Here is a 20,179-nt window from a genome sequence, read left to right on the forward strand (position 1 = left end):
GGGCCGGAACGGGACATCCCCCGCTCCGGGCGGGCCGGTGCGGGGGATGTCGACGTCTGGGACGTGGGTCAGTCGGCGGTCGCCTCGGCAGGCGTACCCGTGCCGGAGCCACCCCGGCGGCGCCGGCGGCGGCGCGGCTTGCCCGGCTCCCCGTCGGCGGCGGCCGTGGCCGGGGCCGGCTCGGCGCCGGCCGGATCGGCGCCGGCCGGCTCGACGAAGATCACCGCGGTCGGCTCGCCGGCCACCACCTCGCCGGCCCGGCGGCGACGCCGGCGACGCGCGGTCCGGGTGCTCTCCTCGGCAGCCTGGTCGACCGGGGCCTCGGTGGCGTCCGGCTCGGCGGCCGGACCGGAGCGGCCCTGGCGGCGCTCGCCACGCCCGCGGCCCTCGTCGCGGCCGCGTGCCTCGTCGCGCCCACGGCCCTCGCCCCGTCGGGAGCCACGGCCGCCACCGGCGCTCTCACCGCGCCGGGGCCGGCCGCCGAGGTCTTCCTCGATCTCGGCCGACAGCCCGGCCCGGGTCCGCTCCGCCGTCGGCAGCGTGCCGGTGATGTCTTGGGAGATGTCCAGGTCGGTGTAGAGGTGCGCCGAGGTGTGGTACGTCTCCGGCGGCTCCGGCATGTCCAGCCCGAGCGTCTTGTCGATGATCCGCCAGCGGGGCATGTCGTCCCAGTCGACGAAGGTCACCGCGACGCCGGTGGCGCCGGCCCGTCCGGTACGACCGATCCGGTGGGTGTAGGTGTCCTGGTCTTCGGGGCAGTCGTAGTTGATGACGTGGGTGACGCCGCTGACGTCCAGCCCTCGGGCGGCCACGTCGGTCGCGACCAGGATGTCGATCTTGCCGGCCCGGAACGCGCGCAGCGCCCGCTCCCGAGCTCCCTGGCCCAGGTCACCGTGCACGGCGGCCACGGCGAAGCCGCGGAAGTCGAGGTCCTCGGCGACCCGGTCGGCGGCCCGCTTGGTGCGGGTGAAGATCATGGTGAGACCGCGCCCCTCCGCCTGGAGGATCCGAGCCACGATCTCGACCTTGTTCATCGAGTGGGTGCGGTAGACCAGCTGCTCGGTCTGCGGCGACGGGCCGGTCTCGGCGGTGTGCCCGGCGTGGATCGTCATCGGGCGGCGCAGGAACCGCCGGGACAGGGTGACGATCGGGTCCGGCATGGTGGCCGAGAAGAGCATCGTCTGCCGGTCCTCCGGCAGCATCGCGAGGATCTTCTCGACGTCGTCGAGGAAGCCCAGGTCGAGCATGCGGTCGGCCTCGTCGAGGACCAGCGCACGCACCCGGTCGAGCCGCAGGTGCTTCTGCTTCTGCAGGTCCATCAAACGGCCGGGGGTGCCGACCAGGATCTCGACGCCCTTGCGCAGGGCGTCGATCTGCGGCTCGTACGCCACCCCGCCGTAGATCGGCAGCACCCGGACGCCCCGGGTCCGGCCGGCGGCGGCGAGGTCCTTGGCGACCTGGATGCCCAGCTCGCGGGTGGGGACGACGACCAGCGCCTGCGGCACGCCGTCGCTACCCTCGGCGGGGGCGAAGACCCGCTCCAGCAGCGGCACGCCGAAGCCGAGGGTCTTGCCGGTGCCCGTCGGCGCCTGGCCGATCATGTCGATGCCGCGCAACGCGATCGGGATCGCGTACTCCTGGATGGCGAAGGCGCGGACGATGCCGGCCACGGCCAGCGCCTCGACGGTCTCCGGCCGGGCGCCGAGCTCGGCGAACGTGGGGGCCTCCGGGCGGACCGGGGCGGTCGGGGCCAGCTCGTGGCCGCCTGTGGTGAGATCGAGAATCTGCTCGCTCATATGGATTTGGGGGTGCCCTCTCGTGGTGCGCCCCTACATGTCCTCAGGGCGCGGTCGGTAGTTGCGCGGGCCACACGGTCGGGGGCGGAATCGCCGAGCCGGACCGGGCCGCACGCGCGCCGTGGGCAGTACTACGGGTCAGACCGGACCTCGGTCAGATCTGCGCCCTCGGCAACTGCTCAATACTACCTGAGCCGCCGCTGCGTCGTCCCTGTTCAGGGGTGTGGCCCGCCATTCGGGGGTGCCAAGTGTGACCTGGGCCACAGCTAGTCGTTCGCCCGTCCGGTCACCTGGGGCGATTTCGGGCACCCGCAACCCCGGATGGGGCGGTTGCGAGCCGAAGGGCTGGCTGGAGGCGGTGACCAAGGCGTACGCGGGCGACGCGGTCAGCGACGACTCCTCCGGGGGATCGCCGGCTCGCCCCGGCCGGGCGAGGTCGCCGTGGCGGACGGGGCGCGCTCACCGCGCTGGTCGCGCGGGGAGGCAGGGGCGCTGCCATCACCGGACCGCGCGACGGCCCGGGGCGGAACGCTCGACGGCGTCCGTGGCGGAAGCACGACGGCGTCCGTGGCGGAAGCACGACGGCGTCCGTGGCGGACGGTGCGCGCGTGCCGCACCCCGCCACGGACGCCGGACGGGTCAGCGGACGGTGAAGCCGACCGACCGCGGCGACGCCTCGGCGATCTCGACGTAGGCCACCTTGCCGATCGGCACGATGACCCGCCGGCCCTTCTCGTCGGTCAGGGAGAGCGTCCCCTCGCTCTTGGCCATGGCGTCGGTCACGATCTGCTCGATCTCGGCCGGCGACTGCGCGCTCTCCAGAACCAGCTCGCGCGGCGCGTACTGCACGCCGATCTTGACCTCCACGGTGCCTCCTCAACTGGGGCGAAAAAGCCGCCGTGGGAAGGCTATCCGATCTCGCGGCCGGATGTTCAGGCTGACTCACCCTGTAGCGGGAAGCTGGCGATGCCCCGCCAGGACAGCGCGGCAACGAGCGCCTCGGCCTCCGCCTTGGGCACCTGCCGGCCATCGGCCAGCCAGAACTGCGCCGCCGTCTCCGCCGCGCCGACCAGCCCCGAGGCGAGCAGTTTGGCGTGCGCCCGACTGACCCCGGTGTCGGAGATGATCGTGTCGGTTATCGCCGCGATGCAGCCCTGCTCCACCCGTTCCACCCGTTGCCGCACGGCCGGGTCGTTGCGCAGGTCGGACTCGAAGACCAGACGGAACGCCTCGCTCTCGTGGTCGATGAAGTCGAAGTAGGCGCGCACCGACGCGCTGACCCGCTCCTTGTTGTCGTTGGTGCCGCGCATGGCGTCGTCCACCTTGGCCAAGATCGCGTCGCAGTGCGTGTCCAGCAGCGCCAGGTAGAGCTCCATCTTGCCTGGGAAGTGCTGGTAGAGCACCGGCTTCGAGACCCCCGCCCGCTCGGCGATGTCGTCCATCGCGGCGGCGTGGTAGCCCTGCGCGACGAACACCTCCTGCGCCGCCGCGAGCAGCTGCTTGCGCCGCGCCGAGCGGGGCAGGCGCGTGGGCCGGCCGGCGGTCTGGGCACCGTTCCCCACAGCCGTCATGGGAACCTCCGAAACTGTTCGTACGAGCCGGCACTTATCGCCCGAACCGGTCAGGGTTCGTGAACCCCTAGCGGAATTGGCCCGCCGCTGTAACTTATCGCCACTGTCACCACACGGTAGCCTCAGCAGGGGCGACCAAGGAGCGCGCGGTGACTGAAACAGGGCAACCCGGTGCCGCCACCCCGGGAGAGCACGGCGACGGGACGGGTCAGCAGGATGACCTGGCCCGTTCCTCCAGCGGATGGGCGCACCCGGTGACCGGCTGGTCCACCGGCGGCGAGGAGTCGCCGAGCCCCTGGCGCCGGTCCGAGCCCGTCTCCGGCTGGGGTGCCTCGTCACCGCGTTACGGCGACCTTCCGGCACCGCTGCCCGGCCTGCCCCCCGAGCCGGGGCCGCAGGCCCGGGTCAACGGCCATTCGCACGTCAACGGGGTGACCCACGCCGGGGAGGAGCCGCCGGTGGGCCGCCAGGCGCCGGTCAGCGCGCCGCCGCTGGGCGGGGAACCCGGCCGGAGCGGCGGCGACCGGCTGGCCGTCCCCGCGCAGCGTCCCGCCCCGGCGCTGGAACGGTTGGCCGGTCCGCAGCACGGGGGTGAGGCGGACGCCGCATCCCGGCACGCCTCCGAGGACGCTCCGGCGGCCCCTGCCGGCCGCTGGCCGGACGTGAGCGCCCCGTCGTCCGCCCCGCCCGCCGTGCAGGTGCCGCCCCCCGGCACGGCCGCCTCCGGCTTCGAGGTGCCATCCGGGCTGCACGCCCCCGTCCCGGATCGCTCCGTCCCGGATCGCTCTGTCCCCGACCGCTCTGTCCCCGACCGCTCCGTTCCCGAGCCGAGCGCGTCCGCCGGAGCACCGTCCGACTGGGCCGACCGTCCGTCCGACTGGGCCGACCGCTTCCCGCCCGACGTCGACCCGCGCGGCCACCCGCAGGCAGACCCGTCCGGCGCCGACCGGGCGACCCTCCTGTCCGGGGCGGCACCGCGCGGCCGTCCGGCGGCCGAGCAGGGGCCGGCGCAGGTTGTCGATCCGCTCGGCGGGGGCGGCCCGCCGGCCGCCGGCCACCCCGCCCTGCCGCCCGCCGCCGACCGTGCCGGCTACTTGCCGGCCGCCGTTGACCGCCCCGGTTTCGACGACCGCCGAGCCCAGGACGACCGCCCGGGTGTCGACGACCACCCTGCCCTGGGCGACCGCCCGGGTGTCGACGACCACCCTGCCCTGGGCGACCGCCCGGGTGTCGACGACCGCCGAGCCGCGTGGGAGCGAGCCGGCGAGCGCGCGGCGACCCCCGAGCCGGGTTGGGCCGGCCCCGACTGGAACCGGCCGAGCTGGGGCGGCAGTTGGGCGCCGCCGTGGTCCCGCGAACAGGGCGGTGGCCCCGGCCATCGGTCCCGCGAGGAGGAGGACCCGGCCGCCCGCCGTGCCCGTGGGGAGGAGGATGCCGCCGGTCATCGGTCCCGTGGGGACGAGGACCCGGCCGCCCGCCGGTCCCGCGAGGAGGAGGGCGAACCGGCCGGTCGCCGGTCCCGCGAGGACCGGGCCGTCGACTGGGCCCCGGACCAGAGCCGCGGCCACCAGCCCGAGGTGGGTCGACCTTACGTCGCGGAGCCGGGCCGCCCCCACGCTGCGGAGCCGGATCGCCCGTACATGGCCGGGCCGGGTCGCCCCTACCCGGCCGAGCCGGCCCGGCCGTACGAGCCGGCTCGGGCCGAACCCGCCCGGCCCTACCAGCCGCCGCGCCCCGAGGCCGGCCCGTCGTACGACTTCCCCCGGCCCGAGCCTGGTCCCGGGTACGAGCCGGCCGTCCGGCCGGCACCCGACCACGTCGAGCGTCCCGCCTGGGCCGGTGGGCGTCCCGCCTCCGCCCCCCCAGCCCCACCCGGGCCGTCCGCACCCGGTCACGACGCCGCGGCCGTCGAATCCGCCGAGTTGCGCGCGGCTCGGCCGTTCCGGCTACGTCCGGTCCCCGATGACACCCCGCCCGCCGAGGCCCCCGGCCAACCGCCGGCCCCCACCAGCGCCGGACCCGCCGCCGTGCCCGCCACGAGCGGGATCGGACGGCTCATCCGGACGACCCCAGCCGCGCCCGTCCCGACGAGCGCACCCCCGTACGCGGCCCGCCGATCCGCACCCGACCCGGGATCCCCGGCCGCCCCGGTCGACGAGGACCGGCAGCCGGACCGCACCTCGGCGGTGCTGCCGCAGCGCGTCCCCGCCGAGCCGGACGTGCCCGTCGTGCCGGAGCCGCCAGCCGTGGAGCCACCTGCCGAAACCCCGGAACTCGCCCGCATCGCCACCCATCTGCGCAGGGACGACGAGCCCGCGCCGCCGCAGGAACGGCCCGAGGGGTTTGACGTCAACGCGATCCTCGACGCCGTCCGGGGGGTCGCCGGGGTGCGGGACGCTGCGCTGCGCCATACCCCGGCCGGGGCGCACAGCCTCCGCCTCGACCTCGCCGACGGCGCGGACCCGGCCGAGGTGAGCCGGCACGTCGCCCGCCTGCTCCAGGATCGGATGGGGCTGGCCGCCGCGCCGCAGAACGTCCCCGGGATTCCCAACACCCCGCCGCCCCCGCCGGTGCGGCGCCGCTTGGCGGACCCGCTGCCCGACGCCCGGGTACCCGACGCCCGGGGCGCCGGGTCGCGAGTGTCCGAGGGCCGCGCGCCGGCCGAGGCCCCGCCGTACCGGGTCGACCGCCGATCCGAGCCGGCGGGCGAGCCTCCGCGCCGTCGCCGCCAGCCGACCGGGCATCGCGGCCGGGCCGTCGTGGAGGAGCCGGGCCAGGTGGCGACGGCCGGCGCCGCGACCGGCAGCCCGGCGACGCTCGGTGCCTCGTACTCGGGCGGTCAGATGACCACGACGGAGACCGCGCCGTCGCGACCGCTGGACACCGGCGGCGTGCCGGGCCCCCGGGTGGTGATCGACCACGTCCAGGTCAGCACGTTCGGCCTCGACGCCACCGTCGAGGTCCGGCTCTTCGCCGGTACGGAGAGCGCGGCGGGGCACGCCACCGGGCCCGCCGTGGACGGCTACGTGCTGCGGCTCTGCGCGGTCGCCGCCGCGGCGGCGGTCGACAAGTTGCTGCGCGGCGGGGAGCAGGACGCCGACCAGGGGCGGTGCTTCGTCGAGCACGCGGCGGTGGTGCCGTTCGGCAACTGCGAGGTGGCCACGGTCGTGGTGCTGCTGGTCTGCGACGGCTGGGTCGAGCAACTCGCCGGGTCGGCGCTGGTCGCCGGCGATCCACGGCAGGCCGTGGTCCGGGCGACCCTGGCGGCGGTCAACCGGCGGCTCGAGGCGCTGCTGGCCTGACCGGTCACCCGGCTGCCGGCCGGCGGCTGCGGCGGCGGCACGAAGGCTGCGGGACAGAGGCTGCGGCGGGACGAAGGCTGCGGTGCGGCGCACACCCCGGCCCGCTGCCGCCCGGTGCCGGGCCGGGCAGAATTGAGCCATGAAACGCGCCACCCTCGGGCCGGAGCACCTCCTACCCGGGCATGAGGCCCCGCCGCCGTGGCCCGGCCGGGAGGTACGCCTCGACGGCTCGGTCACCTACGTCCGGGACACCCCGCCCACCGCCCCCGGCGCGGAGCCGGCGCTCTACGTGCACGGCCTCGGCGGTTCGTCGCAGAACTGGACCGACCTGGCCGGGCTGCTAGCCGACCGCCTCGACGGCCAGGCGATCGACCTGCCCGGGTTCGGGCGCAGCGAGCCGGGGCGTCAGTACACGATCCCCGCCTTCGCCGACCGGTTGGTCCGCCTGATCGAGCACGCCGGCCGAGGGCCGGTGCACCTGCTCGGCAACTCGCTGGGCGGGGCGATCTCGGTGCGGGTCGCGGCGCTGCGCCCCGATCTGGTGCGCACCCTGACGCTGGTCTCCCCGGCGTTGCCCTTCCTCGACTTCCGCCGGTCGTTGCAGGGCCGGATGTTGCCGGTGCTGGCCGTCCCCCGGGGGGAACGCCTCGTCGGCTGGCAGTTGGCCCGGGTGGCCCCCGAGGCGATGGAGCGGCAGATGATGGAGTCCTCCGTGGCCGACCTGACCCGGATCAGCGAGCAGCGTCGGCGGGAGGCGCTGGAGGAGATCCGGGCGCGCCACCACGTCGAGCACCACGCCGCCGCGTACGTGCGCACCTTCCGGGGGCTGGTGTCCAGCTTCCTGCGCTCGTACCTGCGGGGGTCGGAGTCGCTGTGGCGGATGGCCGCGGCGGTGCCCGCGCCGACGCTGGTGATCGGTGGCTCCCACGACCGGCTCGTCGACGTGCGGGTTGCGCCGCAGGCAGCCCGGGTGATCCCGGACAGCCGGCTGCTGATGCTCGACGGGGTGGGGCACGTGGCCCAGATGGAGGTGCCCCGCACAGTGGCCCGGGCGGTGCTCGGGCTCCTCACCGAAACGGAGGACACCGCGGCCCGCCGCGACATGGCAGGCTGACCGGGATGCCCCGATTCCTCTCCCGCCGGGCTCCTCGTACGAGCCTCCCGGCGGCTCTCCTCGCACGCCCCGCCGGCCGCCGGTGGCGGACGGTCCTTTCCCTGTTCACGCTCGCCGTGTGCGGGCTGGCCGGGTTGGCCGGGCTGGCCGGGCGGCCGTCGGCCGGCCAGGTCGGGCGGTCCCCGGCGGGGGTGGGGGAGGCGGCCCTGGGCCAGCCCGCGCCGCCCCTGACGGCCGCCCCGGTCGACCCCTCCCGCCCGGCCGCCCCCTCCGGCGTGTTCGGCCCGGCCGTCGCGTCTTCCGGGCCGGTGTCCCCCCACCCGGCCGCGCCGCCCTTCGACGTTTCCGCGTCGCCGGTGCTGCGGCTGCCCGGCCCGGTGCCGTCGGCCGGTCGGGGCGGTTTCCGGTACGACGACCGGGCCGGCGAGGTGCTCGGCACGTCCGGCCGGCTGCGCCGCTACCGGGTGGCGGTGGAGTCGGAGACGGGCGAGGACGCGCGGGCGTTCGGCACGGCGGTGCAGGAGGCGCTGGCCGGGCCGGGGAGCTGGGTGGACGGCGGCCGGCTGCGGTTGCAGCGGGTGCCGGGCGGGGCCCGGCACGACTTCACGGTCCACCTGGCCACGGCGCGCACCGCAGGACGGATGTGCGCGGCGGGCGGCGTCGACATCCGGGTGGGCGGCCAGCCGTACACCTCCTGCCGGGCGTCCGGAAAGGTGATCATCAACCTGGACCGGTGGCGGAGCTCGGTGCCGCACTTCGTGTCGGCCGGCGTGCCGCTGTCGGTCTACCGGACGTACGTGGTGAACCACGAGGTCGGGCACGAGCTCGGGCACCACCACGAGCGCTGTCCGAAGCCGGGCCGGCCGGCGCCGGTGATGATGCAGCAGACCCTGTTCCTGCGGGGGTGCGTGGCCAACCCGTGGCCGTACCTGGACGGCCGCCGGCATTCCGGCCCGTCGCTCTGAACCGGGCTGCCGTTCTGACCTGGGCTGGCGTTCTGACCCGGGCTGCCGTCGATCGGGCGGCGCGTGCCGGCCCCCCCGGGCGGCACGTCAGGCTGGCAAGGTGAGGGCCTTTCATGGCAGCTGTGGTAAATGCCCGGAAATGCCCGGCTGGTCTGGCAGGCTGGTGGCATGACATCGGCGTCCCCTTCCGGGCCGTTCCGCCCCTCCCGTCCGCGTCCTGACGGGCGCCGGGCGCGGCGGCCCCGCCCGCGTACGCTGCTCGGCGGCCTCGCCGGACTGGTGGCGCTCGTCGCGGCGGCGACCCTGCTCCTCGGCGGCGGACCGCCGGCCGGCCCCGCCGGCCCCGGCGAAAGGTGGGCCCTGCCCGGCGGCGGCACGGGCGACCAGGGCGCTCCGGCCGACCCGGCCGCGCCGATCGGCTGGCCGAGCAGCGGCCCCGGCCGGTTCGCCCCGGCGGCGGGCCAGTCCCCGGTCCAGGGCGCGGACGGCCCGGTGCGCCGCTACCGGGTGCTCGTCGAGCAGGGCACCGGCCAGGACGCGGACGCCTTCGCGGCCACCGTCGACGAGGTGCTCGGCGACCCACGGAGCTGGATCGCCTCCGGAGAACTGCGGGTGCAGCGGGTGGCCGAGGCCGCCGACGCCGACTTCACCGTCTACCTGGCAACCCCGGTCACCTCCGAGCGGATGTGTGCGCTCGGCGGGTTGAGCACGGAGCGGTACACCTCCTGCCGGCTCCCCGGCCAGGTGATCATCAATTTGGCCCGCTGGATGGAGGCGGTCCCGGACTACGGCGCGCCGCTGGCGGTCTACCGCAGCTACGTGGTCAACCACGAGGTCGGGCACGAGTTCGGCGAGCTGCACGAGGCCTGCCCCGGGCCCGGCGAGGCCGCGCCGGTGATGCTGCAGCAGACGTACGGCCTGGACGGCTGCGTCGCCAACGCCTGGCCCTACCTCGACGGGAACCGGTACGCGGGGGAGCTGATTCCGGGCGTCTGAAGATATTCCCGCTCCCGCATGTCGGGCGACGTGGCCCTGCTCATGGCCGAAGGCGGTCGCGGCGAGCAACAATGGCGCGGTTCCCACCGCCGATCCCGGGGAGTCCACCGTGCCGTTGCCCCCGCTCGTCGAGCCCGCCGCCGAGCTGACCGTTGACGAGATCCGTCGCTACTCCCGCCACCTGATCATTCCCGACGTCGGGGTCGAGGGGCAGAAGCGACTGAAGAACGCCCGGGTGCTCTGCGTGGGCGCCGGCGGCCTCGGCTCGCCGGCCCTGCTGTACCTGGCCGCCGCAGGCGTCGGGACGCTCGGCATCATCGACTTCGACACCGTCGACGAGTCGAACCTCCAGCGGCAGATCATCCACGGCGTCTCCGACATCGGCCGGTCCAAGGCCGAGTCCGCCGCCGCGTCGATCCACGAGATCAACCCGCTGGTCAGCGTGGAGATCCACAACACCGCGCTGGACCGGGACAACGTTCGCGGGATCTTCTCCGCCTACGACCTGATCGTCGACGGCACCGACAACTTCGCCACCCGGTACCTGGTCAACGACGCGGCGGTGCTGCTCGGAAAGCCGTACGTCTGGGGGTCGATCTACCGTTTCGACGGCCAGGCGTCGGTGTTCTGGGCCGAGCACGGGCCCTGCTACCGCTGCCTCTACCCGGAGCCCCCGCCGCCCGGCATGGTCCCGTCCTGCGCGGAGGGCGGCGTCCTCGGCGTGCTCTGCGCGTCGGTCGGCTCGATCCAGGTCAACGAGGCGATCAAGCTGCTCGCCGGCATCGGCGAGCCGCTGGTGGGCCGGCTGATGGTCTACGACGCCCTGGAGATGGAGTACCGCAAGATCAAGGTCCGGAAGGACCCGAACTGCGTGCTCTGCGGCGACAACCCGACGGTCACCGACCTGCTGGAGGACTACGAGGACTTCTGCGGCGCGGTCTCCGAGGAGGCCCAGGAGGCGATCGTCGACGCCACCATCACCGCCGCCGAACTCAAGGAGTGGCAGGACGCCGGCAAGGACGTCTTCCTGGTCGACGTCCGCGAGCCCGCCGAGTACGAGATCGTCCGCATCCCCGGCTCGACGCTGATCCCCAAGGGCGAGATCATCTCCGGCGAGGCGCTGGTGAAGCTGCCGCAGGACAAGCAGATCGTGCTGCACTGCAAGTCCGGCGTCCGGTCCGCCGAGGCGCTCGCCGCGCTCAAGGCGGCCGGCTTCCGCGACGCGGTGCACGTCCAGGGCGGCGTGCTGTCCTGGATCAAGCAGATCGATCCCTCGCTTCCCGCGTACTGAGCCTGACGCAGGGGCCCCTTCCCGACGGAAGGGGCCCCTGCCCGTTCCTGTCGCTCGGCCGACCTGTCCGAGGCGGAATCGCGTTTGCGTCGGTAGCGTGGCGACGTGCACACCACCCTGGCGGCCATCCGTGGCTGCCGCTGACCCGCCCGCCGCCCACCGCGGGAGCTTCCGGCGGTTCGTCGGCCGGTACGGCGGCCTGCTCATGTTCGTGGTGTTCGCGGTGCTGGCCGTCGTCCTGCTGGTGGTCTGGCGGACCTGGGACGTGGAGCTGCTGGAGTACGCCTGGTTCCAGCTACTGGTTTTCCTGGTGGTCGCCGCTCCGCTGGTGGCGCTGCGGTTCTGGGGCGAGGGCGCGCTGCCGCCGGCCGGGGGTACGCCGGGCCGGCGACGCCCCCGTGGCCAGCGCGAGAAGCCCCGCCGGTCGGGTCGTCGCCGCCGCTGACCGGCGGGGTGGGTGGGGACCGGGACCTGGCGCTGCGCGCCCACGTCCGCGAGCGGCTGCACCGTGGGCGTTGCCCCGGTGCCCGCGCCTACCCCCGCAGGTGGCCGTCGCCGGTGACGACGTACTTGGTGCTGGTCAGCTCGGGCAGGCCCATCGGGCCCCGGGCGTGCAGCTTCTGCGTCGAGATGCCGATCTCCGCGCCGAAGCCGAACTCGCCGCCGTCGGTGAACCGGGTCGAGGCGTTCACCATCACCGCCGCCGCGTCCACCCGGGCCACGAACTCCCGGGCCGCCGACTGCGAGTCGGTGACGATCGCCTCGGTGTGGCCGCTGCCGTACCGGCGGATGTGCGCGACCGCCGCGTCGAGCGAGTCGACGACGGCGACCGAGATGTCGGCCGACAGGTATTCGGTGGCGTAGTCCTCGTCGGTGGCGGGCACCACCGCGTCGGAGTGCGCGGCCACCTCGGGGGAGCCGTGCACGGTCACCCCGGCCTCGGCGAACGCGGCCAGCACCGCCGGCAGGAACGCGTCCGCGATCCCGGCGTGCACCAGCAGCGACTCGGCGGTGTTGCAGGTGGACAGGCGCTGGGTCTTGGCGTTGAGGGCGATCGCGACGGCCTTGGCCAGGTCGGCGGCGGCGTCGACGTACACGTGGCAGTTGCCCACCCCCGTCTCGATCACCGGGACCGTCGACTCCTCCACCACGGTGCGGATCAGCGACGCGCCCCCGCGCGGGATCAGCACGTCGACCAGGCCCCGGGCGCGCATCAGCTCCTTGACCGACTCGCGGGAGGTGGCGTCGAGCAGTTGCACCGCGTCTGCGGGGAGGCCCGCGTCGGCGACGGCGTCGCGGAGCACCGCGACCAGGGCGGCGTTGGAGTTCGCCGCCGAGGAGGAGCCGCGCAGCAGTGCCGCGTTGCCGGACTTCAGGCAGATCCCGGCGGCGTCGACCGTCACGTTGGGTCGGGCCTCGTAGATGATGCCGACCACCCCGAACGGCACCCGGATCTGCCGCAGCTCCAGGCCGTTGGGCAGGGTCGAGCCGCGGACCACCTCGCCCACCGGGTCGGGCAGCGCGGCCATCTCGCGCAGCGCGTCGGCGATGCCGGCCACCCGGGAAGCGTCGAGGGCGAGCCGGTCCAGCACGGCCGCGCTCAGCCCGGCCTCGCGCCCGGCCGCCAGGTCCGCCGCGTTCGCGGTCAGGATCTCGGGGGTACGCGCCACCAGCGCGTCGGCCATCGCGACCAGCGCGCCGTCCTTGACGGTACGGGTGGCGACGGCCAGCGCCTCCGCCGCGTCCCGGGCCCGCCGGGCCTGCTCGTCGACGCTCATCGTGCACTCCTCACGTGTAGGGGACGGGCCCCTGCCTACAACAGCACCAGGTCGTCGCGGTGGACGACCTCACGTTCGTACGCCGGGCCGAGGGCCGCGGCCAGCTCTCCGGTGGACCGGCCGAGCAGGCCGGGCAGCTCGACGGCGTCGTAGTTGACCAGTCCCCGGGCGACCGGTGCGCCCCCGGCGTCGACCAGGTCGACCGGGTCGCCCGCGGTGAACGCCCCGTCGACGGCCGTGACTCCGGCGGGCAGCAGTGACTTGCGCCGGCCCACCACGGCCGCGACCGCACCCTCGTCGAGATGTAGCCGGCCGCGCGGGGTGGTGGCGTGGGCCAGCCAGAACAGCCTGGCGGTGGGGCGCCGCCGCCCGGCGTGGAACAGGGTGCCGACCTCCTCGCCGGCCAGCGCCCCGGCGGCCAGCGGCGCGGCGGTGAGCACCACGGGGATGCCGAAGCCGGTGGCGATCCGGGCCGCCTCGACCTTGGTGACCATGCCGCCGGTGCCGACCCCGGCCCGGCCGGCCCCGCCGACCTGCACGCCGGCCAGGTCCCGCTCGTCGCGGACCTCGGTGATCCGGGTCGACCCCGGCCGGGTCGGGTCGCCGGTCCACAGCGCGTCGACGTCGGAGAGGAGCACCAGCAGCTCGGCGTGGACCAGCGCGGCGACCAGGGCGGCCAGCCGGTCGTTGTCGCCGAACCGGATCTCCTCGGTGGCGACCGTGTCGTTCTCGTTGACGATCGGCACGGCCCGCAGGTCGAGCAGCTTGCGCAGGGTCCGGTACGCGTTGCGGTAGTGCGCCCGCCGGGTCACGTCGTCGACGGTGAGCAGCACCTGCCCGACGGTCAGGCTGTGCCGGGCGAAGCCGGCCGCGTACCGGCCGATCAGCAGGCCCTGGCCGACGCTGGCCGCGGCCTGCTGGGTGGCCAGGTCGCGGGGGCGTCGGGTGAGGCCGAGCGGGGCGAGCCCGGCGGCGATCGCACCGGAGGAGACCAGCACCACCTCACGGCCGGCGGCGGCGAGCGCGGCGAGGGTGTCGACCAGCGCGTCGACCCGGGCGTCGTCGAGGCCGCCGGACGCCGTGGTCAGCGAGGACGAACCGATCTTGACGACGATCCGCCGGGCCGAGGTGACTGCTTCGCGCACCCGCCCATTCTGCGCGGTCGGTCCCGCCGCCCCCGTGGCCGTTCCCATACTCTGGCCGGTCGGGACAGCTGAGGAGTGGCGCGCGTGACACCGGAGGAGTACGTCGAGGCGGTGCTGGAGCTGGTCGAGCGCATCCCGCCGGGCCGGGTGATGTCGTACGGGGCGGTCGCCGACGCGCTCGCCGAGCGCTCGGGGCGGGCGTCGGCGCGGCTGGTCGGGTCGATCATGGCCAGGCACGGGGGCGGGGTGCCGTGGCATCGGGTGGTGAACTCCGCCGGCCGGCTGCCGCCCGGCCACGAGGTCGAGGCGCGGGCCCGGTTGCGCGCCGAGGGCGCCCCGCTGCGCCCGTCGGGCGTGGACATGGCGGCGGCCTGGTCGCCGGAAGAGGGGATGTGACCCAGGCCATAACGTGAGTAACATTCGGCGTCATGACGCTGTCGCCGGCCGAATCCGGCACGCCGCCCGGAGCACCGACCCGTTGGGCGAACGGCGGGCTGCCCCGCCGGGTGCACCTCGGCTACGCGCTCGGCTCCCTGGCGACCGGGGCCTTCGGCACGGTGCCCGGGCTGCTGCTCCTGCCCTACCTGACCGACACCCTGGGCGTCGCCGCCGGGGTGGCGGCCCTGCTGGTGCTCCTGCCGAAGGCGTGGGACGTGCTGGTCAACCCGGTCGTCGGGCGGATCTCCGACCGGACCAGGTCGCGCTGGGGCGCCCGCCGGCCGTACCTGCTGCTCGGCGGGCTCGCCCTCGGCGTGCTGTTCGCCGCGATCTTCGCCGGCCCGTTCGGGTCGGGCCCGGCCGCCGCCGGGTACGTCGCCGTCGCGTTCCTGGCCGCCGCGACCGCGTTCGCCTTCTTCCAGGTCCCGTACGTGGCGATGCCGGCCGAGCTGACCGACGACTACGCGGAACGTACCCGGCTGATGAGCTGGCGGATCGCGGTGCTGGCGGTGGCCATCCTGGTCTCCGGCGCGGTCGCCCCGGCCGTGGTGACCGCCGGTGGCGACGGCGTCGCCGGGCACCGCTGGATGGGCCTGTTCGTGGCCGGGCTGATCGTGCTCGGCGCGGTCGGGGCGTTCCTCGGCACCCGGGGCGCGCCCACCGGCACGGTCGGCGAGAGCGAGCCGACCCTGCGCGCCCAGCTCGCCGTCGCCGGGCGGAACCGGCCGTTCCGGGCGCTGCTGGTCTGCTTCGTGATCCAGTCCGCCGGGGTGGCCACCATCCTGGCCGGAGTCAGCTACTTCGCCGGTCAGGTGCTGCGCGACCCGGACACCGGCCCGACCGTGCTGTTCGCCTGCTTCGTCGGGCCGGCGCTGCTGGTGATGCCGCTGTGGACCCGGGTCGGCGCCCGGGTCGGCAAGCGGGCCGCCCTGGTCGCCGCGTCGGTGCTGCTCGCGGCCGGCGCGACCGCCCTGGTCGCCGCGCCGGTGCTGCCGGCCGTCGCGGTCTATCTGGTGGTCGCGGTGATCGGCGTCGGGTACGCCGGCCAGCAGGTCTTCGCGCTGGCCATGCTGCCCGACTGCATCGCGTACGACACCGCCCGCACCGGCCGGAGGCAGGCCGGCGTGTTCACCGGCCTGTGGACGGCGGGGGAGACCTTCGGCCTCGCCCTCGGACCGGGCATCTACGGCCTGGTCCTCCAGCTCAGCGGCTACGTCTCGTCCGACACGGGCACGGCGGCGGCCCAGTCCGACACTGCCCGCCTCGGTGTCCTCCTGGGCTTCACCCTGCTGCCGGCCCTGCTGGTGGCTCCGCCCCTGCTCCTCCTGCGCCGCTACACCCTCACCCGGGCCGACCTCCTCGCCACACCCACCCCCCCACGAGAAGGACGTCACCACTCCATGATCGACGACCAGGACACCGGCCGGGCGCTGCCGGAGCACGGGGTGCCGGCCGAGCGGGTGCTCCGGGAGATCCGGGGGCTGCGCGAGGCCGACCGACCCACGCACGGGGGGCGGCTGTTCGCGTACGTGTACGACCCCGCCGTGCCGGGGCTGGACGACCTGGCCGCCGCCGCCCACGCCGGTAGCGCGCACGTCAACGGGCTCGACCCGACCGCCTTCCCGTCCCTGCTGGCGATGGAGAACGCGCTGGTCGGGGCGGCTGCCCGGCTGCTCGGCGGCGGCCCCGGCACGACCGCCCCGGACGTCGTCGGCAGCGTCACCAGCGGCGGCACCGAGTCGCTGATCCTCGCCGTGAAGGCGGCCCGCGACGCCCGCCCGGAGATCACCGAGCCCCGGATCGCGGTGCCGGTGACCGCGCACGCGGCGTTCGCCAAGGCGGCCCACTACCTGCGGGTGGCCCTCGACCCGGTGCCCGTCGACCCGGACACGCTGCGCCCGTCGGCCGCCGACGTGGCCGCCGCGATCCGCCCCGACACCGTGCTGGTGGCCTGCTCCGCCCCCTCGTACGCGCACGGCGTCGTCGACCCGGTCGCCGGGATCGCCGAGGTGGCGGCGGCGGCCGGGGTGCGCTGCCACGTCGACGCCTGCTTCGGCGGCTGGGCCCTGCCCTGGCTGCGTCGCCTCGGAGCCCCGGTGCCGCCGTTCGACTTCACCGTCGACGGGGTCACCTCGATCTCGGTCGACCTGCACAAGTACGCGTACGCCCCGAAGGGCGTCTCGGTGCTGCTGCACCGCGACCCGGCGCTGCGCGCCCCGCAGTACTTCGCGTACGCCGACTGGCCCGGGTACACCATGGTCAACCCGGTAATCGCCTCCACCCGCTCGGGCGGGCCGATCGCCGCCGCGTACGCCACCCTGCGCCACCTCGGCGAGGACGGCTACCTGCGGCTGGCCGCCGCCACCCGGGACGCGGTGGCCGGGCTCGCCGACGCCGTACGGGGCGTCGACGGGCTGCGGCTGATGGCCGAGCCCGAGTCGACGGTGGTCTGCTTCACCTCCGTCGACCCGGGGCTGGACCTGTTCGTGCTGGTCGACGAGCTGACGGCGCGCGGCTGGCACACCCAGCCCCAGCTCACGTGCGGCGAGCTGCCGGCCAGCGTGCACCTCACGGTGACCGCCTCGGTGGCCCCCAGGGTGGCGGAGTTCGGCCCCGACCTGGCCGACGCGGTCGCGGCGGCCCGGGCCGCCGGGCCGGTCGAACTGCCCGCCGAGCTGACCGCGCTCGCCGCGACCCTGACCCCGGACGCGCTCACCCCGGAGCTGGTCGCCGGCCTGGCCGCCGGCCTCGGCCTCGGCGGTACGCCGTCCGGCCCCGGCGGCTCCGGGCCGGATGCCACCGTGAACGCCCTGCTCAACGCCGCCCCGCCGGCCCTGCGGGAACGGCTGCTGGTCGAGTTCGTCGGGCTGCTGCAACGGCCGACGTACTGAGCGGCCCGGCCGGGCCGTCCGGTGGCTGTGGTTGACTGGCGCAGGACGAGAGGGGGGCCGGTCGTGCAGCTGCCGGGAGTGCTGGGAGAGCCGATCCGGTTCGTGCTGAACTGGGGCCGCCGCTACTCGCTCTGGGTGTTCAACTTCGGCCTGGCCTGCTGCGCCATCGAGTTCATCGCCACCAGCATGGGCCGGCACGACTTCATGCGGCTCGGGGTGATCCCGTTCGCCCACGGCCCGCGCCAGGCCGACCTGATGGTGGTCTCCGGCACGGTCACCGACAAGATGGCCCCGGCGATCAAGCGGCTCTACGACCAGATGCCCGAGCCGAAGTACGTCATCTCGTTCGGCGCCTGCTCCAACTGCGGCGGCCCGTACTGGGACTCGTACTCGGTGACCAAGGGCGTCGACCAACTCATCCCCGTCGACGTCTACGTGCCCGGCTGCCCGCCCCGCCCGGAGGCGCTGCTGCACGGCATCCTGCGCCTCCAGGAGAAGATCGCCGCCGAGCAGTCCGGCATCGGTGGCGTCCCCCGCCCCGACCCGCTCGCCTCCCCGGCCGACGCGCCCGCGCCCCCGGCCGGCGCGCACCCGCCACGGCCGGTGGAGTCCCTGACCGCCCCGCCGGTCCGTCCGCCGGCCGGCTAGGTGTTCTGCCCATGGACGTTGGTGACAGGGCCTGTAGCGACTCCACCGTCACGGGTGTGAGTGCGGTAGCTGCGGCTTGATCGATAAACTGCGGCGAAGGCCTTGACCATGTTGCAGGCCCTGGCCCGATGCGGGTGGGCGTATGAAGTGGGACAGCGGGCCAGCCGTCCAAGCGGCCGGGATGCCAGGCAGGTAATGCCACCCCGTCCCTTTGCTCTGCTGCCGCCACCGCAACACCAGCACCGACCTGTGCAGCACGAGCACCAGCACCCCCAGCATCGCGCAGCTGCCTCGGGTCGGTGCCGGCAGTGAGGCCGGCAGCACCGTCACGCTCCGTGGGCGTTGCGCAGGGGGCAGCAGAGCAAAGGGGGCGCTGCGGTGTTGCCTGCCGGTCGGCGGCGTCGGCGTTTCCGCCCCCGCCCCGCCTCTGCCCGCCCCTGGGGGGTGGGCCTTCACGATCGTCTGCTGATTTTGAAGAACTCGCCCGGCGTGTCGTCTCACAAATCAGCAAACGATCACGCCACGACAGGCTGGTGTGCACCCGGCGTCACCGCGCACGTCGTCGCCAGCCAGGGGTGGCGGCAAGGGTGACGTCGGCGCAGGCCCCACCCCACTCTGCGCGATTTTGCAGTTATGGCCGGGCAGAGAGGGTGAAACGCCCTCGGACAGCGCCACGACTCGCACCGGCGCAGTCTCCGGCGCTGCCGGGCGTGCGGGATCGCCTGGCCCTGCTCGCCCGCCAACCTCTGCTCCTCGCCGAGTACCGGGGAATCGCGTCGGCCCGCTGATCTATCTCGCTCCTTTGCAGGTGGAGGCCGTTGCGGAACTCGCTGACGCTGTCCGGCCCGGCGGACCGGCCGAGCGCTTCACCGGCTGGGCCCGAAGTACCTGGGTCGTCCGTGGCGGCCGGGGGCTAGCCTGCGGTCCATGACCCAGTCCGCGGACCAGCGTTCCGCCTTCATCGTCGACGTGCTCACCGAGGAGTTCGGTACGTCGATGGCGCTCGATCCGGCGGCGTTCCGCCGCAAGTTCCGCAAGATGGCCGCCTCGCCGTTCGCCTTCTACCGGGGCAGCGCCTCGCTCTTCTACGCCGACCAGCGCGGCGACTTCGCCGACGACGCGTTCCTGGACGAGCGCACCAGCAGGGTGTGGATCCACGGCGACCTGCACGCCGAGAACTTCGGCACCTACATGAACGCCTCCGGGCAGCTCGTGTTCAACGTCAACGACTTCGACGAGGCGTACGTCGGGCCGTTCTCCTGGGACCTGAGGCGGCTCGCCGCCAGCGTGGCCCTGCTCGGGTACGCCAAGGCGCTCTCCGACCGGGCGATCAGTGACCTGGTCACCGGCTTCGCCCGGTCGTACCTGACCGAGCTGCGGGCCATCGCCGCCGGCGGGGACGACGCGATCGGCTCGATCACCCTGGACAACGCCGACGGGGTGCTGCGCCGGGTGCTCCAGCAGGCCCGGCTCAACACCCGGGTCGACCTGCTCTCCGCGCAGACCACCGTCGACAACTACGAGCGCCGGTTCTCCCTCGGCGACGGGGTCTTCGAAATCGATGACGACACCCGGGCGAAGGTCTGCGCCGCCTTCCAGGACTACCTGGGCACCCTGCCCGAGTCGTCCGCCCGGCTGCGCCCGGTCGCCGCGCACATCAAGGACGTCGTGCTGCGCAAGGGAGTGGGCATCGGCTCGGCCGGGCTGCCGTCGTACAACCTGCTGCTGGAGGGGCACACCCAGGCGTTGGAGAACGACGTCGTCATCTACATGAAGCAGGCGCAGGTGCCGGCGGTGGCCCGGCACATCGAAGACCAGCGGGTACGCGGCTACTTCCGGCACCAGGGGCACCGTACGGCCGAGTCGCAGCGGGCGCTCCAGGCACACGCCGACCCGTGGCTGGGCTTCACCGAGCTGGACGGTGCCGGGCAGCTCGTCGCCGAGGTCTCCCCGTACGCGGCCGACCTGGACTGGGCGGACGTCAACGAGCCGGAGGAGCTGGCCGGGGTGCTGGCCGACCTGGGTCGGGCGGTGGCCCGGATGCACTCGGTGGCCGACGACGAGTCCAGCCACGACCTGGTCGACTACTCCACCGAGGAGGCGATCGTCGCCGCGGTGGACGCCGACCCCGACGGGTTCGCCACCGGGCTGGTCGAGTTCTCGCACGCGTACGGGCTGCGGGCCCGCGAGGACCACCAGCTCTTCGTCGACCTGTTCCGCAACGGCCGCCTGCCCGGTATCTGA

15 protein-coding genes and 1 pseudogene are annotated in these 20,179 nt (G+C 74.8%); 11 read left to right on the plus strand and 5 right to left on the minus strand.

The window, feature by feature from the left end; translation table 11 throughout:
• Positions 1-68 precede the first annotated feature (68 nt).
• The 3 genes from ACFYZF_RS01980 to ACFYZF_RS01990 all read right to left on the minus strand — a co-directional run bounded on the left by ACFYZF_RS01980 (position 69) and on the right by ACFYZF_RS01990 (position 3,367).
• Positions 69-1,796 carry a DEAD/DEAH box helicase gene (locus ACFYZF_RS01980; protein ID WP_387014846.1) on the minus strand — a complete coding sequence of 576 codons (1,728 nt, stop codon included), beginning with the start codon at positions 1,794-1,796 and terminating at the stop codon, positions 69-71.
• Between the two features lie 639 nt (positions 1,797-2,435).
• Positions 2,436-2,663, minus strand: coding sequence for a DUF3107 domain-containing protein (locus ACFYZF_RS01985; protein ID WP_387014848.1), 228 nt, complete (start codon positions 2,661-2,663; stop codon positions 2,436-2,438).
• 65 nt (positions 2,664-2,728) lie between these two features.
• Positions 2,729-3,367, minus strand: a complete 639-nt coding sequence (locus ACFYZF_RS01990) for a TetR/AcrR family transcriptional regulator (protein WP_387014851.1) — start codon at positions 3,365-3,367, stop codon at positions 2,729-2,731.
• Between the two features lie 1,577 nt (positions 3,368-4,944).
• Between ACFYZF_RS01990 and ACFYZF_RS01995 the strand changes: the two genes are divergently transcribed.
• The 6 genes from ACFYZF_RS01995 (at position 4,945) to ACFYZF_RS02020 (ending at position 11,480) form a co-directional block, all read left to right on the plus strand.
• Positions 4,945-6,669, plus strand: a complete 1,725-nt coding sequence (locus tag ACFYZF_RS01995) for a hypothetical protein (RefSeq protein WP_387016018.1) — start codon at positions 4,945-4,947, stop codon at positions 6,667-6,669.
• A 139-nt stretch (positions 6,670-6,808) separates the two neighbouring features.
• Positions 6,809-7,783, plus strand: coding sequence for an alpha/beta fold hydrolase (locus ACFYZF_RS02000; RefSeq protein WP_387014853.1), 975 nt, complete (start codon positions 6,809-6,811; stop codon positions 7,781-7,783).
• A gap of 5 nt (positions 7,784-7,788) precedes the next feature.
• Positions 7,789-8,748, plus strand: coding sequence for a DUF3152 domain-containing protein (locus ACFYZF_RS02005; protein WP_387014856.1), 960 nt, complete (start codon positions 7,789-7,791; stop codon positions 8,746-8,748).
• Between the two features lie 168 nt (positions 8,749-8,916).
• Positions 8,917-9,744, plus strand: coding sequence for a DUF3152 domain-containing protein (locus tag ACFYZF_RS02010; protein ID WP_387014859.1), 828 nt, complete (start codon positions 8,917-8,919; stop codon positions 9,742-9,744).
• A 109-nt stretch (positions 9,745-9,853) separates the two neighbouring features.
• Positions 9,854-11,035, plus strand: coding sequence for an adenylyltransferase/sulfurtransferase MoeZ (gene moeZ, locus ACFYZF_RS02015; protein ID WP_387014862.1), 1,182 nt, complete (start codon positions 9,854-9,856; stop codon positions 11,033-11,035).
• A gap of 130 nt (positions 11,036-11,165) precedes the next feature.
• Positions 11,166-11,480 (plus strand): hypothetical protein, encoded by a 315-nt coding sequence (locus ACFYZF_RS02020; RefSeq protein ID WP_387014865.1) that lies wholly within the window; start codon positions 11,166-11,168, stop codon positions 11,478-11,480.
• 88 nt (positions 11,481-11,568) lie between these two features.
• Here ACFYZF_RS02020 and ACFYZF_RS02025 read toward each other — a convergent pair whose 3' ends face one another.
• Both ACFYZF_RS02025 and proB read right to left on the minus strand, forming a co-directional pair.
• Positions 11,569-12,813: a glutamate-5-semialdehyde dehydrogenase gene (locus tag ACFYZF_RS02025; protein WP_387014868.1), complete on the minus strand. Its 1,245-nt coding sequence runs from the start codon at positions 12,811-12,813 to the stop codon at positions 11,569-11,571.
• A gap of 35 nt (positions 12,814-12,848) precedes the next feature.
• On the minus strand, positions 12,849-14,006 hold the full coding sequence (gene proB, locus ACFYZF_RS02030) for a glutamate 5-kinase (RefSeq protein ID WP_387014870.1): 1,158 nt from the start codon (positions 14,004-14,006) through the stop codon (positions 12,849-12,851).
• A gap of 36 nt (positions 14,007-14,042) precedes the next feature.
• Between proB and ACFYZF_RS02035 the strand changes: the two genes are divergently transcribed.
• The 5 genes and pseudogenes from ACFYZF_RS02035 (at position 14,043) to ACFYZF_RS02055 (ending at position 20,179) form a co-directional block, all read left to right on the plus strand.
• Positions 14,043-14,354: an MGMT family protein gene (locus ACFYZF_RS02035; RefSeq protein WP_387014872.1), complete on the plus strand. Its 312-nt coding sequence runs from the start codon at positions 14,043-14,045 to the stop codon at positions 14,352-14,354.
• A gap of 32 nt (positions 14,355-14,386) precedes the next feature.
• Positions 14,387-15,787, plus strand: a pseudogene (locus ACFYZF_RS02040) (MFS transporter); the annotation flags it as partial.
• Between the two features lie 9 nt (positions 15,788-15,796).
• Positions 15,797-17,287, plus strand: coding sequence for a pyridoxal phosphate-dependent decarboxylase family protein (locus tag ACFYZF_RS02045; protein ID WP_387016020.1), 1,491 nt, complete (start codon positions 15,797-15,799; stop codon positions 17,285-17,287).
• Between the two features lie 63 nt (positions 17,288-17,350).
• Entirely contained in the window at positions 17,351-17,935 is a 585-nt protein-coding gene (locus ACFYZF_RS02050; RefSeq protein ID WP_387014875.1) for an NADH-quinone oxidoreductase subunit B, read from the plus strand.
• A gap of 927 nt (positions 17,936-18,862) precedes the next feature.
• Positions 18,863-20,179 carry a DUF2252 domain-containing protein gene (locus ACFYZF_RS02055; RefSeq protein WP_387014877.1) on the plus strand — a complete coding sequence of 439 codons (1,317 nt, stop codon included), beginning with the start codon at positions 18,863-18,865 and terminating at the stop codon, positions 20,177-20,179.

This window comes from Micromonospora sp. NPDC001898, assembly GCF_042891255.1.
Taxonomy (GTDB): Bacteria; Actinomycetota; Actinomycetes; order Mycobacteriales; family Micromonosporaceae; genus Micromonospora.